Annotated in this window: 15 protein-coding genes; 11 read left to right on the forward strand and 4 right to left on the reverse strand. The window is 31.4% G+C overall.

Features of this window, described 5'->3' with window-relative positions:
- The first annotated feature begins 48 nt into the window (after positions 1-48).
- The 5 genes from CLVI_RS05450 to CLVI_RS05470 all read left to right on the forward strand — a co-directional run bounded on the left by CLVI_RS05450 (position 49) and on the right by CLVI_RS05470 (position 3,972).
- Positions 49-1,329 carry a hypothetical protein gene (locus CLVI_RS05450; RefSeq protein ID WP_106059110.1) on the forward strand — a complete coding sequence of 427 codons (1,281 nt, stop codon included), beginning with the start codon at positions 49-51 and terminating at the stop codon, positions 1,327-1,329.
- 13 nt (positions 1,330-1,342) lie between these two features.
- Positions 1,343-1,906, forward strand: coding sequence for a hypothetical protein (locus CLVI_RS05455; RefSeq protein ID WP_106059111.1), 564 nt, complete (start codon positions 1,343-1,345; stop codon positions 1,904-1,906).
- 117 nt (positions 1,907-2,023) lie between these two features.
- Positions 2,024-2,857, forward strand: a complete 834-nt coding sequence (locus CLVI_RS05460) for a YhfM domain-containing protein (protein WP_106059112.1) — start codon at positions 2,024-2,026, stop codon at positions 2,855-2,857.
- A gap of 21 nt (positions 2,858-2,878) precedes the next feature.
- Complete coding sequence (locus CLVI_RS05465) at positions 2,879-3,721, forward strand: Mrp/NBP35 family ATP-binding protein (protein WP_106059113.1); 843 nt, start codon at positions 2,879-2,881, stop codon at positions 3,719-3,721.
- Positions 3,722-3,783: 62 nt separating this feature from the next.
- The gene (locus tag CLVI_RS05470) at positions 3,784-3,972 is read left to right on the forward strand and encodes a ferredoxin (RefSeq protein ID WP_106059114.1); all 189 of its coding nucleotides are present in this window, start codon (positions 3,784-3,786) and stop codon (positions 3,970-3,972) included.
- A 52-nt stretch (positions 3,973-4,024) separates the two neighbouring features.
- Here CLVI_RS05470 and CLVI_RS05475 read toward each other — a convergent pair whose 3' ends face one another.
- From CLVI_RS05475 to CLVI_RS05490, 4 genes are all read right to left on the reverse strand, one after another.
- Positions 4,025-4,222: a hypothetical protein gene (locus CLVI_RS05475; protein ID WP_106059115.1), complete on the reverse strand. Its 198-nt coding sequence runs from the start codon at positions 4,220-4,222 to the stop codon at positions 4,025-4,027.
- Positions 4,223-4,294: 72 nt separating this feature from the next.
- Complete coding sequence (locus CLVI_RS05480; protein ID WP_106059116.1) at positions 4,295-4,747, reverse strand: PadR family transcriptional regulator; 453 nt, start codon at positions 4,745-4,747, stop codon at positions 4,295-4,297.
- A gap of 6 nt (positions 4,748-4,753) precedes the next feature.
- Complete coding sequence (locus tag CLVI_RS05485; protein ID WP_106059117.1) at positions 4,754-5,596, reverse strand: DegV family protein; 843 nt, start codon at positions 5,594-5,596, stop codon at positions 4,754-4,756.
- Positions 5,597-5,702: 106 nt separating this feature from the next.
- Complete coding sequence (locus tag CLVI_RS05490) at positions 5,703-6,707, reverse strand: DUF3048 domain-containing protein (RefSeq protein ID WP_106059118.1); 1,005 nt, start codon at positions 6,705-6,707, stop codon at positions 5,703-5,705.
- Between the two features lie 260 nt (positions 6,708-6,967).
- Between CLVI_RS05490 and nrdD the strand changes: the two genes are divergently transcribed.
- The 6 genes from nrdD (at position 6,968) to CLVI_RS05520 (ending at position 17,614) form a co-directional block, all read left to right on the forward strand.
- Positions 6,968-9,082: an anaerobic ribonucleoside-triphosphate reductase gene (gene nrdD, locus CLVI_RS05495; protein ID WP_106059119.1), complete on the forward strand. Its 2,115-nt coding sequence runs from the start codon at positions 6,968-6,970 to the stop codon at positions 9,080-9,082.
- A 424-nt stretch (positions 9,083-9,506) separates the two neighbouring features.
- Entirely contained in the window at positions 9,507-10,652 is a 1,146-nt protein-coding gene (gene nifV / locus CLVI_RS05500; protein WP_106059120.1) for a homocitrate synthase, read from the forward strand.
- A 50-nt stretch (positions 10,653-10,702) separates the two neighbouring features.
- Positions 10,703-12,625, forward strand: a complete 1,923-nt coding sequence (locus tag CLVI_RS05505; protein ID WP_106059121.1) for an aconitate hydratase — start codon at positions 10,703-10,705, stop codon at positions 12,623-12,625.
- Positions 12,626-12,743: 118 nt separating this feature from the next.
- Complete coding sequence (locus CLVI_RS05510) at positions 12,744-14,063, forward strand: ATP-binding protein (protein WP_106059122.1); 1,320 nt, start codon at positions 12,744-12,746, stop codon at positions 14,061-14,063.
- A 173-nt stretch (positions 14,064-14,236) separates the two neighbouring features.
- Positions 14,237-14,746 carry an anaerobic ribonucleoside-triphosphate reductase activating protein gene (gene nrdG, locus CLVI_RS05515; protein WP_106059123.1) on the forward strand — a complete coding sequence of 170 codons (510 nt, stop codon included), beginning with the start codon at positions 14,237-14,239 and terminating at the stop codon, positions 14,744-14,746.
- A 312-nt stretch (positions 14,747-15,058) separates the two neighbouring features.
- A complete protein-coding gene (locus CLVI_RS05520) occupies positions 15,059-17,614 on the forward strand; it encodes an AMP-binding protein (protein WP_170065600.1) in 2,556 nt (851 codons plus the stop codon).
- Positions 17,615-17,701: the final 87 nt, after the last annotated feature.

Genomic DNA, 17,701 nt, shown 5'->3' on the forward strand with positions numbered 1-17,701 from the left:
GCCTCGCATATAATGTATTGAACTAATATATGCGGAGGGAATAAGAGCTTGGCACATAATAAATTGTATAGAAATTTCATAATTTTACAGGAAGATGAAAAAAAACATGCAGATGCAGGTGAAAAAGCCCTATCAGGATACGCTAAAATAGAGGCGAAGAGTGACAAATGTAAAATATCATTTTATGCGCAGAACTTAAAAGAAAATGATAGCTATTCCATAGTACTTATTTGCTATAAGAAGGATATGAAACAAATAGTAGATTTGGGCACATTGCAAGTAAGTAAAGTAGGTAAAGGAGAAGCTTGCCAAGAATATTATATAAATAACATAGCAGGGTTAGATTTTTCTTATGAAAAGATATCAGGGGCTGCAATATGCAAATATAAGGATAACGAATTATCATTTTTAATGTATGGGTTTATGAATGGTGAAGATGTAAGTGCTGGATGGAAAAAATGCAAGGTTGTAAAACATGATGATAAAAAGGAAAAGGAATTTAAAAAGATAGTGAAAGAAGTTAAGAAAATAGAGAAAGATTATAAAAAAGAAGAAAAACATGAGGAAGAACCTTGTGAGGATAAAATGGAACACAAGCAAAAAGAAGAACCTTGTGAAGATAAAATGGAATACAAGAATAAAGAAGAACCTTGTGAAGATAAAATAGAACACAAGCATAAGGAAGAACCTTGTGAAGATAAAATAGAACATAAGCATAAGCATAAGGAAGAAATTTGTGAAGATAAAATGGAATATAAGAATAAAGAAGAACCCTATGAAGACATAAAAGAATATAAAGATAAAGAATGCAAGGATATGTGCTCTCCTAGAAGTGATGAAGGGGCTAAATTCGAAGAATATGAGAGTATTATTGATAAAATTAAAGAGGAAATTTTAGATCCATATGATTTTGATTTAAGAGGGTCTGGTGGCAAATTCTTTAATGATATCGCAAGTGGATTTGAAGAGACTAGAAATAAGTATAAAGACCTTAAATATTGTAAGTGGTATAAGGTTAAAGTTAATAGTCTGGATGACATGTGTAATATTTCAAATTACAATAAATACACAGTAGCATATTATCCGATGCTAAACTATTATCCTTATATAAGAAAATATGGACATTTTATGCTTGGGTATAAGTGTGATTCTAAAGGCAATTTAAAATATATTGTATATGGGGTCCCTGGAAAAAAAGGCAAGGAAGAACAACCTTATTTAGGGAAGACTGGCTTTGTTACTTGGATGGATGTGGAAGGTACTGACGTAGGCTGTTGGTTAATGTTCTATGATTATAAAAATTCAATAGTTGTAGTTCCTGCGAAGTAGGTAGGAATATCTTATGAATAAAAAACAATTGGCTGTTACATTAATGCTAGTAGGTCTAATGTTAGTTCTGGTATTTGCTCAAAAAATTTTTGATAACGGCTTTAGACAGGTCGCCTTAGTAGATAGTAATATGGGTCAGCTGAAAAATTATACTATAGATAATAAAGGGATTTCTTTTTCTTTGCCAGATAAATGGGCTAGTGAAGAAAAAGACAGTAATGACTATAGTGTTTATAAAGTAGAATTTAAAGATAGTGAGAATAATATCATGGGATATATTGAGTTATTAAAATGCAATGAAGATATAAGAGCTTTAGCACAGAAAGATATTAATAACATGGTTTTATCACATGGTAAGGAAAAAATTGAAGCTTATAAGTCAGTAAATAGAAATGGCATAAGGGTGGAATATAAAACGAAAGTCGAGAAGGGATATTCCTTTATTAATACTAATTATTACATTCCTATTAAAGATGGTACTATAGGCAAGTGTACTTTCATATCTAAGGAGAGTAACTATAAGGATAATCTTAGACTTGTTTATGATTCAATTGTAGATAGTGTAAGCCTAAAATAGGGAATTGCTATTAAGACAGTAAAGTATTATAATATAAATAATTAGGAGAAGCTAATAAGCTTCTCCTAATTGATTATACAGAATTAATTTAAAAACAAGCAAGGAGAGATATAAATTTTGAGAAAAATTAAATATTTGATAGTATCAGTTCTGGTAGTTATGATGACTACACTTTCAGGATGTGGAATTATAGATAGTGGGTTAGTTAAACTTAATTTTAGAAATAATGATTTTGAATATATTAAAGAAAATAAAGTAAATAAGATTGTAATACAGAGTAGTAGAGATTCTGGATTTAAATTTGTAGTAAATGATAGTAATGCAATAAATGATATATATAAAATTTTATGCAAAGGAAAAGTTAAAGGAGAGAAGACTTCATTAGATCCAGATTATGTATTTGAAGTATATGCAGGAGATGAAGTGAAATCATATAACTATGTTGTAAGTGTGGATGAAAGAGGAGTAGGAAATTTTTCTGATGAGGATACTGCATATTTAATTTCTAAAAATTTAGATGATACTATATTACAAAATCTTTCTATAATACGGAAGCCTAGGGATTTTGAAGATATATATTACAACACTATATTAAAAGTATTAGAAAAGGATAAAGATGAACTAACTCTAAATGGTAATACTGTTGGGGTAGATATACTTGGTGACGTAGATTGCTTGAAATATATGCTGTCAGTAGATTTAAAGTCCTTTGAAAATAAGCTAGAGGAAGTTGTTCCAGGAACCAAGATTATTAATAAGGATGCTAGTAAATTTGATACTATTATTACTGTAAAGAACAGAGGTTATAATAGTCAAATATTTAAAACAACAATAATATTAGACAACAAAAAAGATAAGAGTTATGAAACTTATTATGTTCAAGGCACTTATGAATATAAAAGTTGGCAGATTGAAGTAAGTGAAGCAAATGAAAAGCCTGATACATGGTAAATTAAAGGGGGAACATAAGATATGAGTGAATGTTCAAGTTGTAAAAGTAAGGATGATTGTAAATCAAAAGGAATAACATCCTGTGAGACATCTATTAAAGTTTTACCTAAGTATGGAAATGTTAAAAATATTATTGGAGTCATTAGTGGGAAGGGTGGCGTTGGAAAATCAACTATTACTGGAATTATGGCTACTATTCTAAGAAAGAAAGGATTTAAGGTAGGAGTTCTTGATGCAGATATTACAGGTCCATCAATGCCTAGATTCTTTGGAATTAATGCAGAAAGATCAATAATTACTCCAATTGATGAAAATATAGTGAAATTTCAACCTGTTGAGACTGAAAGTGGGATCAAGGTTATGTCCATGAACTTAATAACGCAACTAGAGGATCAGCCAGTTATATGGAGAGGTCCAGTAATAACAGGAGTTCTGAATCAGATGTATACTAATACAGAATGGGGAGATTTAGACTACCTATTAATTGATATGCCTCCTGGCACAGGAGATGTTGCGTTAACTGTAATGCAGGATTTCCCTATAAAAGAAATGATAATAGTATCTACACCTCAAGATATGGTTTCTATGATAGTTAAGAAGATGGTTATTATGGCTGGAAAGCTAGGAATACCAATAAAAGGCGTAGTTGAGAATATGGCATATATAATATGTACAGGTTGTGATAAAAAATTACGTGTCTTTAGTAAAAAGTCAGCAGAAGAACATGCTGAATATCTAGGTATTCCTTTAATTGGTGAACTTCCTATAGATTTAGAGTTTACAGCAGCACTGGAAGATGGAAAAGCTGAAGAATATGTACTTGATAATCCTTTATATTTATTAATTTTCGAAGGATTATATTAATAATATTCTTTCTTATGGGCATAATATAATATGATTTATAAGACTGAAAGGAATGATTTTAAATGAAGGCAAGAGTGGATGAAGAAACTTGTATTGGTTGTGGATTATGTCCGTCAATGTGTGAAGAAGTTTTTCAATTAAATGAAGATGGGAAAGCTTATTCTATTGTTGAAGAGGTGCCAGCTGGCTGTGAAGAGGCGGCTAAGGATGCAGAAACAAGTTGCCCTGTAAACGCAATACAATGTGATTAATAAAAAAAGAACCTTTTTAAAGGTTCTTTTTTTATCCAAATAAATGATAAATCTAAAAGAAATCAATCAACTTATCTACTGATTTATCAGAAGCGACTGAGTTATTAATGCAGTTAATAGTATTAGATAGATGGAGAGTATCTCCTATGTTTGCTGGATTTACTTGACCTAAGGGAACAGAAATTATTGTACCGTCTTCAAGGGAAACAAATGCATCAAAAATATTTTTATCTATTAGTATAGCTCTCATTTTACATACCTCCTATTATATCCTTATTTATAGGGTGGCTATAAAATAAAAAGATATACCAAATAGGTATATCTAATAAATATCATTATATATAATTTTAAATACAGTAAGAGCTTCTTCAATTTTAGGTTTTAATAAATTTGTTTTATTTTCAAAATTTGTTTTACCCTCTGTAGTTATTTTATATATTTTTTGAAATTTCTTTTTAGGATCATCCCATTCTCCTATAACTAGTCCCTGCTTTTCAAATTTTTTTAAAAGAGGATATATTCCACCAGTGCTAGGAATCCATAATCCCTGGGTTCTTTCACCTATCTTATTACATATATCATTACCATTAGCAGGATTTAAATTTAAGATATATAGTACATATATAGGAAGAAGGCCTTTGGTAAAGACTTGACCAACTGCCTCCTTTTCCTTCTCAACCTTCTTTAATTGTAAAATATTTTTTTTATATTCTTCATATAATCGCTTTTCTTCAGATCTAATATCATTTAGGTTCATTTGTTCAAAATTATCCATTTGTTATTAAACCTCTTGAATAATAAGTCCAATTAATCCAGGGCCAGTATGAACTCCTAGAGCAGGGCCTACAGTTGCAATATTAACTTCATTAACATTGTTAAGGCCTTTTATAGAATCACATAGCTCAGTTCCTGTCTCTAATGCATCCCCTTCAATAATCCAAATGTTACATTTACCTTTAGCCAAGTAATCTGTTAGTACTTCAAAAAGCTTGTTAATGGATTGTTTTCTTCCTCTTAATTTAGCATAAGTATGGTAGATGCCATCATCACCAACGTGGATAATTGGCTTTAGATTAAGAAGCTCGCCTATTGTTCCTGCAACCTTACCTATTCTTCCACCTCTTTTTAAATATTCAAGGGTATTTAAAGTAAAATAGCAATGACTTTTTTCTCTAAGTCCTGGGAGAGATTTTATAATTTCCTCAAAGCTTTTACCATCTAGTACTAATTTAGCAGCTTCAATTACAATAACACCTTCAGCCATACATAAAGTCTTTGTATCATATACATAAGATATTAATTTGGGGTGATCTTCCAAAACTAATCTTACAGAATTACTTGTACCGGAAAGGGCACTTGAAATATTTATTGAAATAACATGGGTATAACCTTCTTCTTCAAGAGAACAAAGTATTTTTTCAATCCTTCCTATATTAGGTAAAGAAGTAGTTGGAATTTCTCTTTTTAAAGAAGCATACATTTCATTTGGAGTTATATCTATTTTATCTTCATATTCTCGATCTGAGTAAATTATTCTAAAAGGGGCAAATTTTATATTATACTGCTCCATTAATTCCTTTGTTAAATCTGATGCACTATCAGTTAAAATTGCAACTTTTTGCATAGTAATACCTCCTAAATTTTTAAGTATATCATAAAATAAAACCTTATCACTATTGATAAGGTTTAGCAATATAAAATTTAGGAGTGAATTTTATGTTTAAATATGATTACTCAAATTTTAGCTCTGTAGAGGTATCTATTACATGCCATATAGTTTTCCCAGGAGATAGTGGAATCTCATTATGGTCTTTATCATAAAGGATAGTTCTAGAGTCTTCAGAGGATTTACTCCAAGTAATATCTATTATCTTACCCTTTGAAAGTACGTAACCTTCACCTTCTCCTAAGAGTTTTATATCAAGATGAACATTATCCGTGTTGGGTATTATCGAAGTTTTTTGTATTATTATATTTGAAAAAGTAAGTGATTCATTATTATAACTATCAACAGATTCCTTATCATCCATAGATTTTGTATATAGACCTTCATTATAACTATAACTAGTATTATAATATTTATTTATCACTATACGTAAACTATTTGAGGGTTTAAGTTCTTTGTCATCATAAAAGATTGAATCAAAGGATATAAAAGGAGATTTGGTAATCTTAAAACCTTTATCTGCTATAAACTTCTCTATATTTTCTGAAGAGGTATATAAATTATGAGGAGCTGTTCTAGAGGCGTCTCTCCAAAAGGTAGCACCATTTGTTATTTCATTAATACTATTTAAAGTGGGCGTATTTAAAATGGTAGTCAGCGCTTCAACGGAACCACCACAATGGGCAAAGGGTAGACCATACTCTTTAGCTATAGAAATAAAATATGGACGGACACTTCGGACAGGGCCAATTATTGAAGGAGAGTTTTTATGGAATAGAGCAATAAATCTAGGAATTCCGCCTTCAGCAGACGTTTCATATATTATATCAGCTTGGGAAAGACCACTCTGAGGTCGCGCTTCAGATGAGTTTTCAACCATAACCATAAACGGAATTTTATCATTAGCAAAATCTGGACATTCCTCCCCTGTATAATAGCTATATTCTTGAGAGGTGCTAGAAAACTTCTCTTCTGAAACATCATCTATAGAGGTAGGTTTCGTTTCACAACCTACAATTAAAGTGGAAAGTGTAATAGTAAAAAGAATAATAGTAAAAAGTTTTTTCATACATAGTACCTCCTGAAAAGAATTGGAACAATGATATAGTTTAATTGTAAGTCTAAAAGCAAAATATTTCCATAAAAATTTTTTAAGGAAGTTTAAAAAAGCTAAAACCTCAAAAAAAGGAGATAAATAGATATATTTAGCACTAGCAATAAGTAGATATGGCTAATTGAAAATTAGGGCTTATTGATATATATATTATAATGAAGTATAATAACATTTGTAGTTTTAATACTATATATTGTGTGGTAGGAGAGTGCGTAATGCTATATGTTGTAAAAAGAGATGGAAGACGAGTTGAGTTTAATATTGAAAAAATAACTCATGCTATAAAGGGTGCAGCCATAGAACAGGGTCTAAACCTAAAAACTAGCCAAATAGTTGGTGCAGTTCAAAAGGTTATAACTTATATAGAAATGACCGAAAAAGAAGAGATAACAGTTGAAGAAATACAGAACTTAGTAGAGAAAGCATTAGGGGATAGTGGCTATGAAAAAGTTGCTACAGCCTATTCTAATTATAGAAATGAAAGAACTAGAGTTAGGGAAATTAAATCTGATTTAATGAAAGCTATCCAACAAATAGGAGTTGAAACAGATAGAGATAATGCTAATGTTGGTAATAATTTTAGTTCAAAGCTCTTAAGGATTGCTTCTGAGTCAAATAAGTGGCACAATCTTGCAGCAATGCCTAAGTCTTTAGCTAAGGCTCATGAAACAGGAGATTTATATTATCATGATTTAGATAGCTATAATTTAACTATCAATTGTCTTCATATACCAACTAAAGAACTATTAGAGCGTGGGTTTAATACAGGGTATGGAACAATAAATGCTCCAAGGCGAATAGAAACTGCAGCTGAGCTTTCTTGTATACTCTTACAGTCTACACAGAATGATATGTTCGGTGGGCAATCTCATCCTGATTTCGATAATGATATGGGGATTTTTATAGAGCCAACAAGGCAAGAGATTATAAAAGAACTCAAAGAATTAGGTGTTGATGAAGAAAAGATTCAAGAAGTTGTTGAAAAAAAATTAAGAGCTAGAGTACGACAAGCGATGCAAGGCGTTGTATATAATCTTAATACTATGCATTCAAGAGCTGGGTCTCAGGTGCCCTTTAGTTCTGTAAATTTAGGAATTCCAAATACAAAAGAAGCTGCTTTAGTATGTGAGATTTTCTTAGAGGAATATGAAAAAGGATTAGGCAAAGGTGAGCAACCTATATTTCCAAACATAATTTTCAGAGTTAAAGATGGGGTTAATAGAGAAAAGGATGATCCTTATTTTTATTTATATCAATTAGCATGTAAAGTTGCCGCTAGGAGGATGAATCCAACTTTTATGAATGTAGATGCAGATTATAATAAGGAATATTATGATAGAGGATATATGCCTGCAACTATGGGATGTAGAACTTACTTAATGAGTAATATAAATGGAGAACCTGGTTGTAAGGGACGTGGGAATATTGCCCCTACAACAATTAATCTTCCTAGAATTGCACTTCATGCAAATAAGGATATAAATTTATTCTTTGAAATTTTTAAAGAGAAACTAGATTTATCTAAGGAATCTTTAATGCATAGATATAATATATTGAAAGGCTTAAGAGTTAAGGATTTACCTTTTATTGCTGGTCAATTTTTGATGAAAGGGTCAGAAGAGCTTGCTCCAGATGATTCTATAGAACCTATATTAAAGCAAGGAACTTGGGGAATCGGGTTTATTGGTCTTGCTGAGACACTTGTAGCATTAACCGGAAAACACCATGGTCAAAATCAAGAAACAAGAGAATTAGGATATAAAATTATATCATTTTTGAGAGAAACTACTGATAGATTCACACAGGAAACTAAGTTAAACTGGAGTACATATGCGACCCCAGCAGAAGGGCTATCTGGAAAATTTATCAAGCAGGATCAAAAAATGTTTGGAATAATTCCAGGCGTTACAGATAAAGAATATTATACAAATAGTTACCATGTTCCGGTAGGTTGTTCGATTTCTATTAAAGATAAAGTAGATATAGAAGCTCCATATCACAAATTATGTAATGGAGGCCATATTAGTTATTTAGAAGTAGATGACAATCCAAAGGGTGAAGATATAATGGATATAATAAATTATTCATTTAGAAGTACTAATATAGGTTACGTAGGAGTTAATTTTCATATAAGATATTGCAGAGCATGTGGAGAACCTCTTCACAGCAATGAAAGCAAATGTCCTAAATGTGGAGGTAATGATATTCAAGGAATATCAAGAGTTACAGGGTATCTAAGTCTTGATGAAAGATTTGGAGCTGGTAAGTACTATGAAAGAAAAGATAGAATCACTCATACAGATACGCATGTAAATACTTATAAGAGATAGAAATTTAAAGGGTGTTAACTAAAATGGGAGGGCACTGAAAAAGTGCCCTCTATATATTTTAAGAATTATAAAGCATAATTCCAATACTTTTAGTATAGGTGATATGCTTTTTTCTATTATGATTAAGTAGATTTGTCTCTCATAGGGATAGAACTAATGCAGTTTAAATTATTAATCTTGCAATAGTATGCGTAAAAACAAGAGTTTTATAATAAAAAATCTATATAGTGAAGGAAGCTGTGTGATGTCCTGCAAAAAAAAGATGCTCAGAGAACTTATATATTGTTATTTTTTTTGCCCTGTGTTAAAATTGAAAGATAAAATATATGATAGTATCAGTTTAATGAGATGAGTGGGGTATTTTATCAAGTGAAATTGGATTCATGTATTTAATTCATATAAGAATAAATCAGGGGGCTTTAGAATGACTGTAAATAGGTTAAGTGATGGGAAAAGAATATATATTGTAGATACAACCCTTAGGGATGGAGAGCAAACTGCAGGGGTGGTTTTTGCCAATGAAGAGAAGATAGCTATTGCTACAATGTTAAGTGATTTAGGAATAGACCAGTTAGAAGTTGGAATTCCAACTATGGGTGGAGATGAAAAGCAAGCTATTAAAGATATTGTAAAAAGAAATTTAAAAAGCAGTATTATGGCATGGAACAGGCCCGTTATTTCAGATATAGATCAATCTATAGATTGTGGAGTAGACGCAGTGGCTATTTCAATATCAGTTTCCGATATACATATACAAAATAAATTAAGGAAATCAAGGGAATGGGTTCTTGAACAAATGGTTAAAGGCGTTGAATATGCTAAGAAAAACGGATTATATGTATCAGTAAATGGAGAAGATGCTTCAAGAGCTGATAGAGACTTTTTAGTTGAATTCATGAATATTGCAAAACAGGCAGGGGCAGATAGATTTAGATATTGCGATACAGTAGGGGTTATGGATCCATTTAAAATAGAAGAAGATATTAGATATTTACATGAAAAAACAGGCGTTGATATAGAAATGCATACCCATGATGATTTTGGTATGGCTACAGCTAACACAATTGCAGGTGTTAGAGGAGGAGCTAATCATGTTGGAGTTACCGTAAATGGCTTAGGAGAAAGAGCTGGTAACGCAGCTTTGGAAGAAGTGCTAATGGCATTTAAATTTGTATATGGTATGAAGATGGATGATATTGATACTAGAATGTTTAGGGAAATATCTAAATATGTATCAAGAGCATCAGGCAGGGAGCTTCCTATATGGAAGGCTATTGTAGGGACAAATATGTTTGCTCATGAATCAGGAATTCATGCAGATGGTGCTATAAAAAATCCTACAAACTATGAAGCCTTTGATCCATCAGTTGTAGGACTTGAAAGGCAAATAGTAATAGGTAAGCATTCAGGTAGAGCTTCTGTAATTAATAAATTTCAGGAATATAATATTGAACTAACTGATAAAGAGGCATTTGATATGCTTGAAATTATTAGATCTAGGGCGGTAAGCTTTAAGAGGAGTTTATTTGATAAAGAGCTCGTAAAAATGTACAATGAATACAAGAAATAGACTGTTAAATAATAGTCGTAAAGACTAATGAAAAATTAGGAGGCAAGCAAATGGGAGATAATTTAGTATATAAGATTTTAAAAAGTCATATTGTTGAAGGGGAATTAAAAGTTGGGGAACCAATAGGAATTAAAATTGATCAAACTTTAACTCAAGATTCAACCGGAACTATGGCATATCTTCAACTTGAAGCTATGGGAATTGATAGGGTTAAAACTAAGAGATCAGTAGCATTTATAGACCATAATATGTTACAACAAGGATTTGAAAATGCGGATGATCACAAATTTATACAAACAGTAGCATCAAAATATGGTGTACACTTTTCAAAACCAGGTAACGGTATTTGTCACCAAGTATTTTTAGAAAGATTCGCACGACCTTCAGAAACTTTAACAGGGTCTGATAGTCATACCCCGACTGCAGGAGGCGTAGGAATGCTAGCTATGGGCGCTGGAGGTCTTGATGTTGCAATTGCAATGGGTGGAGGAGCTTATTACATAAGCACACCAAAGGTAGTGAAGGTTAATCTTACTGGTAAATTAAGTAAGATGGTAGCGTCTAAGGACATTATCCTTGAAGTTCTAAGAAAATTAACTGTTAAGGGTGGAGTAAATAAAGTATTTGAATATGCTGGAGAAGGCGTAAAGACTCTTTCAGTTCCTGAAAGAGCTACTATTACAAACATGGGAGCAGAACTTGGAGCTACAACTTCAATATTTCCAAGTGATGAAAGAACTTTAGAGTTTTTCAAGGCTCAAGGAAGAGAAGAAGATTGGATAGAATTTAAGCCAGATGCTGATGCTATATATGATGAAGAAGTAGTTATTAATTTAGATGACTTAAAACCACTTACAGCTAAGCCGCATAGTCCAGATAACGTAGTTACAGTAAAGAAAGCTGGAAGAATTAAAGTTGATCAAGTTTTTATAGGAAGTTGTACAAATTCTTCTTATGAAGATTTAATGAAGGTTTCTAAGATACTTAAGGGTAACAAGGTTAATCCTAATGTAAGCTTAGTAATTGGACCCGGTTCAAGACAAGTTATGGAGATGATGGCTAGAAATGGTGCCCTTGCAGATATAATTAGTTCAGGAGCAAGAGTACTTGAAAATTCTTGTGGACCATGTATTGGTATGGGTCAAGCGCCAGGAACTAATGGAATTTCGCTTAGAACTGTAAATAGAAACTTCTTTGGAAGAAGTGGAACATTATCAGGTCAAATATATATAGTAAGTCCAGAAACTGCTGCAGTTTCAGCACTGAGTGGAGTTTTGACTGATCCAACTGAAATAGATGTGGATTTAACAATAGATATGCCTAAAAAGTTTATAATAGATGATTCTATGATTTTAGCTCCAGCACCTACAAATGCCGAGGTCGAAGTGATTAGAGGACCAAATATTAAACCATTTCCGATAGGAAAGGAATTAGGTAGTGAAGTTAATGGAAGGGTAATAATAAAGGTTGAAGATAATATCACAACTGATCATATTATGCCGTCTAATTCAAAGCTATTACCATTTAGATCAAACATTCCATATCTTGCAGAATTCTGCTTTAATACTATTGATGAAGAATTCCCAAAGAGAGCTAAGGAATTTAATGGTGGATTTATAGTTGCAGGAAGCAACTATGGTCAGGGTTCTTCCAGAGAACATGCTGCATTAGCACCTCTTTACTTAGGAGTTAAGGCTGTAATTGCTAAGTCGTTTGCTAGAATTCATAAGGCTAACTTAATAAACAATGGAATAATTCCAATTGATTTTAAGAATGAAGAAGATTATGAAGGCATTGAATTACTCGATGAGCTAGAGATGGAAGGTATTCAAAATGCTATAGAAACTGGTATAGTTAAGATTAAGAACTTAACTAAGGCAACTGAATTTAAAGCAGTTATTGAATTAACTGAAAAGGAAATCGCAGTCATTAAGGTAGGCGGAAGACTTAATTATGTAAAAGCTAATAATTAAGGCAATTTTAAAAGAGGTAAAGAGGCTTTAAGAGCTTCTCTATCTCTTTTTTTGTATTTACTAAAGTAATTTGTAGTATAATAGCTTTAGACAAAATTTAAATATTGGGGGCAGTTTTATGGAACAGGAAGAGAAAATAAAATTATATTTAGATTCCCTATGTGTGTATAAGGGGATATTTAAGGAGAAAGTTGGGGATAAATTTAATACCCTTGTGGATAAAATATCTATAGATAGTTCTTTTGGAGAATGTATAGTTGCATATAATGAATTTACATATAGCTTGTTTAGTGTAAGTAAAGATCTTTCCTTTAAAGAAGGGATAGTTGATGAAATGTTATTAAATTCTAATCCTTTTAATGTAATGGTAGAAGGAAGTGAAGAAGTTGCTCCTTTCATTATTCAAGGAATAAAGGCAGAATTAGAATGTTTAGGGAAGATAGCATTAGTAAATAGTACAACAATTAAGGAAATATTTATATCGAAGTTTGGAGAGAATCAACTAGTGAAGAAAAGGATTGATTCATTGCTTCATTGGGGTATAAATAATATAGATTATATTGCTAAGAAGGATTCACCATTTGAAAAAATAAAATTATTATTAATGAATAGTAATGAATGGGCAAGTTGCACTGATGATATAGTTGATTTTCATAAGAAAAATGGTACAGGACGAGTTACTGCATATGGTGCATTTGTATGGGAAAGATACGATAATGATCAGGTAGGTCATTTAAGAGAAATAAAAGAGCCAGATCCAGTTAGACTGTCTAATTTGATTGGATATGAAAGCCAAAAGAAGGAGATTATAAGTAATACTAAGCAGTTCCTAATGGGAGCTCCAGCTAATAATCTTTTGTTATATGGAGCTAGGGGAACTGGAAAATCATCTACGGTAAAAGCTATTTTGAATGAATATTCTAATCAAGGGCTAAGATTAATAGAAGTTGATAAGAAACAGCTTAGTGACTTTACTCGGATAATAAGACTTCTTAAAAACAAAAAGCAAAAGTTTATTATATTTGTAGATGATTTAGTTTTTGATGAAAATGAAGATAGCTATTCAGCTTTAAAGACTATTTTGGAAGGTAAAGTAGAAAATAGACCAAGTAACATAATAATATATGCCACAACTAATAGAAGGCATTTAGTATCAGAAAAGTTCTCTGATAGAGATGACGTTAATTCAAAGGACACTATGGAAGAAAAGTTATCATTAGCGGATAGATTCGGAATAACTATAAGTTTCTTTACACCAAATCAAAAAGAATTCTTAATTATAGTTGATGGAATTGTTAATGAAAGAGGATTAATTGTTGATGAAGGGGAACTACATCGTGAAGCTTTAAAGTGGGAAAAGTGGCACAATGGAAGATCTCCAAGATCGGCGAATCAATTTGTAGATTGGTTACAAGGAATGCAAATGTCAGGTGAATAAGTCTAATTCCCCTAATAGGAGTTAAGATTCTATTAGGGCAATTTTGTATTTCAATTTTCTTTATTATGTAAAATAATAGAATATTATGTAGCTAAATGTATGAATGTTATTACAATATATAAAGTAAAAAGATGATATAATATAATTATGAGTGAGAAAAGGAAGTGAAATATATGAGTAAGAAAGTTAGATTGTCAGGAATAGCTTATGAGAGTTTAGTAAATGGCCCGGGAATAAGGAGAGTGTTTTTCTCTCAAGGGTGTAGACATGATTGTGAGGGATGTTTTAATCCAGAGACGCATGATTTTAATGGGGGAGAAGACCGAGATATGGACGAACTTATCAAAGAAGTGAAAGATAATCCTATGTTAAAAGGCATAACTTTTAGTGGGGGAGATCCCTTTGAAAGGGCAGAAGAATTTGCCTATATGGCAAAAAACTTTAAGGATCAGGGATTAAATATATGGAGCTATACTGGATATACCTATGAATTTATAATGAATAGTTTAGATAGTAGACCAGATTGGAAAGAATTTCTGAAATATATAGATATATTAGTTGACGGAAGATTCGACCAGGATAAAATGGATGATACTATTAGGTTTAGAGGTTCAAGTAATCAGAGAATTATTGATGTTCAGGAGAGCAGGAATACTGGAGTGGTTATAGTTCTACATGACTAGGAGATTATAGTTGAAAGTTTGAAATTTAGAGTGGAGAGTTGACATTTTTTGAGAGCATGCTTGTAGGTGAATTAAAATCTGGATTAAATTTAATGGGCACTGTGTATAGATTTGTTTGAAGACAAATTTATATGCAGTTTTTTTTCCCACTTGCTCCTATAAGTAATAATAAAAAAATTTTATATTATACGTGTAATTTAATTTAAAAAATAAGGGAATCTTTGCTATAATAACATAAGATTAAAAATTTCATACAATATATGTTGGAAGCTAGTTTATTAAACCCAATATAGTATGAGCGAAGGAGAAAATATGAATCTATATAATGTTATTATAGGAAAAAATACAGAAAATACGGATAAAATTGCGGCATCTATAACTATGGACAATGGAGAGCAAAGATCATATAGTTATTCAATGTTGTTTGAGAAAGCAAAATTATATGCCGAAAGACTTAAAAATGTAGGAATTGTAAACGGTGACAGAATTATTATTGTTGCTGATAATTCACCAGAATGGAATATAGCCTGCTTATCTATAATGAAATTAGGCTGTACTGCTGTTTTAATTGATGCTTCACTAACAACGGAAGAAATATTACGTCTTATACATAAATCAGATGCGAAGTGTATTTATACTACACCTAAAATAATGGAAAAGTTAGAGTGTGTTACATGCGAAGAAATTCCTGTTTTAGACATAATGAATAGGGGGAATCCATTTAAAAATCGTACAAGCTACATAACAAAAAACACACCTGAAATATTTGATGGAGATGAAAATATCGCATTTATTATATATTCTTCAGGCACAACAAAATCTGCATCAGGAATAATGCATACACATTACGCGATGAATGAAACTATAAAAATGACTGCTGATGAGAATGAACTTTCGTGTGAAGAAAGAATACTTTCAATCTTGCCAAGTAGTCATATTTATGGGGTTGTATGTGGTTTACTTGGAGCAATGATGTTAGGAGCAAGTATTCATTATCTAGAATCAATTAGTAATGAAATCTTGATAGCAACTTTTAAACAATATAAGCCAACTGTATTTCCTTGTGTCCCAAAGATACTTGAGCTATTTCAAAAGCAAATTATAAAGAAAATTGAAAGTAAGAAAGGGACAAAGTATATATTTAAAGTTTTTTTCCCTATATGCAAAATAATTCGAAAAAAAACAAAAATTAATTTAGGTAAGGTAATTTTTAAAAGTATACATAAAGGATTTGGAGGCGATTTAAGAGTCATAACCTCAGCAGGTGCACCGTTAGATGAATCTATAGTAGAGTTCTATTATGGGACAGGCTTTAATGTTCTAGTAACTTATGGATTAACTGAAACAAATATTCCTACTATTGGGAATAGATTTAGAAATATAGTAACAAATTCATGTGGAAAGGCTTATCCAAATATTGAGGTAAGGATAGCAAATAAGGATGATAAAGGGGCCGGTGAAATATATATTAAATCCCCTTACATGATGAAAGGATATTTTAGAGAGCCCTTGGCTGACAAAGCGGCTTTCGAAGAAGGATGGTTTAAAACAGGTGATGTTGCTAGAATAGATTATAAAGGTAATATTAATATTATCGGAAGGTGTAAGGATAACATTGTGCTTGCTACAGGAAAAAAAGTTGCACCAGATGATATTGAAAGTAAATATATTAATATTAGTGGAGTAAAAGAATTCATTGCCTGTGGTGTACCCTCTTCAGGGGCTGATTATGATGAAGTTCATGCTTTTATAGTTAAAGATAGTTCTCTTATTAATTCTGAGGATATTCTAAGAGAAATACAAAACAAAGGTGCTCAACTGTCACTGTATATGAAAATCTTAAAAGTGCATTTTATAGATGAAATCCCAATGACCTCACTTCAAAAACCAAAAAGGTATTTACTTAAAAAATATGCTTTAGAAAATGAGGGAAAGAGTAAATTAGATGAAAAAGATAGCCAAAGTAAAACAAATATGCTGACTATTGGACAAGAAGTTATTGATATTATTATAAAGATAGGAGGGTTAAATCATATATTGGTAAATAATGATTCGAAGCTTTTTTGTGAGTTAGGAATTGATTCTTTAGGTGCTATTGAGATTTCACTACAGATTGAAGAAAAATGGGGTGTACGGATTGATGATGCTTTCTATCAAGATATAACAATTTCTGAAATAGTTGAAATAGTTAAATGCCCTCAAAGAAGAAAATCGATGGCCTATGATATTTATCCTAAAAACAAAACAACTGCTAATTACATATTATTTAGATTTCATTGCATATTAGCTCATCTTTTATATAAAGTTAATATAAAGAATCATAATAACATACCTATTGACAGTGGTTATATAATTTGTGCGAATCATGTTTCAAATTTTGATTATTTATGGTTAACTATGCAATTTAGAAAAGAACAATTTCTAAACTTTTGTTGCATGGCAAAAACAGAGTTGTTTAATAAATCTTTATCAAGTCAGTTATTGGCTCAGGTTTGTGGGATGATACCTGTCGATAGAGGACGGTTAAATTCAGAAGCAATGAAATGTTGTGTGAGACAGTTGAAAGAAAAGTGGGGGCTTCTAATTTATCCGGAAGGAACACGCAGTAATAATGGAAAGATAGGCTTATTAAAAAAAGGTGCAGCCTCTCTTGCAATAGAAGCTAATGTTCCTATAATTCCTGCATATGTTAGAGGATCCTATAACATATATCCAAAAGGCAAAAAGCTTCCGAAGTTATTTGATTGGAAACATATGAGGAAATTTAATGTGGATGTAATTTATGGGGAACCTATACACCCACAGAACCTAACAATAGAAGCATTAACTAAATTAGTTGAGCAATCTATTGTAGCTTTAAATAGCTAAGATAAGAAGGAACTTAACTATATTGAGGATTATTAAATAAAAAAACAGCTGATATATACACTTACCTAATGGTTAATGAAAAAATAT

The sequence above is a fragment of the Clostridium vincentii genome (genome assembly GCF_002995745.1).
Lineage (GTDB): Bacteria > Bacillota > Clostridia > Clostridiales > Clostridiaceae > Clostridium > Clostridium vincentii.

Coding starts and splice junctions, on each gene's coding strand:
- CLVI_RS05455 (WP_106059111.1), top strand. CDS start 1,343: ATGAATAAAAAACAATTGGCTGTTACATTAATGCTAGTAGGTCTAATG.
- CLVI_RS05465 (WP_106059113.1), top strand. CDS start 2,879: ATGAGTGAATGTTCAAGTTGTAAAAGTAAGGATGATTGTAAATCAAAA.
- CLVI_RS05470 (WP_106059114.1), top strand. CDS start 3,784: ATGAAGGCAAGAGTGGATGAAGAAACTTGTATTGGTTGTGGATTATGT.
- CLVI_RS05475 (WP_106059115.1), bottom strand. CDS start 4,222: ATGAGAGCTATACTAATAGATAAAAATATTTTTGATGCATTTGTTTCC.
- CLVI_RS05480 (WP_106059116.1), bottom strand. CDS start 4,747: ATGGATAATTTTGAACAAATGAACCTAAATGATATTAGATCTGAAGAA.
- CLVI_RS05485 (WP_106059117.1), bottom strand. CDS start 5,596: ATGCAAAAAGTTGCAATTTTAACTGATAGTGCATCAGATTTAACAAAG.
- CLVI_RS05490 (WP_106059118.1), bottom strand. CDS start 6,707: ATGAAAAAACTTTTTACTATTATTCTTTTTACTATTACACTTTCCACT.
- nrdD (WP_106059119.1), top strand. CDS start 6,968: ATGCTATATGTTGTAAAAAGAGATGGAAGACGAGTTGAGTTTAATATT.
- nifV (WP_106059120.1), top strand. CDS start 9,507: ATGACTGTAAATAGGTTAAGTGATGGGAAAAGAATATATATTGTAGAT.
- CLVI_RS05505 (WP_106059121.1), top strand. CDS start 10,703: ATGGGAGATAATTTAGTATATAAGATTTTAAAAAGTCATATTGTTGAA.
- CLVI_RS05510 (WP_106059122.1), top strand. CDS start 12,744: ATGGAACAGGAAGAGAAAATAAAATTATATTTAGATTCCCTATGTGTG.
- nrdG (WP_106059123.1), top strand. CDS start 14,237: ATGAGTAAGAAAGTTAGATTGTCAGGAATAGCTTATGAGAGTTTAGTA.
- CLVI_RS05520 (WP_170065600.1), top strand. CDS start 15,059: ATGAATCTATATAATGTTATTATAGGAAAAAATACAGAAAATACGGAT.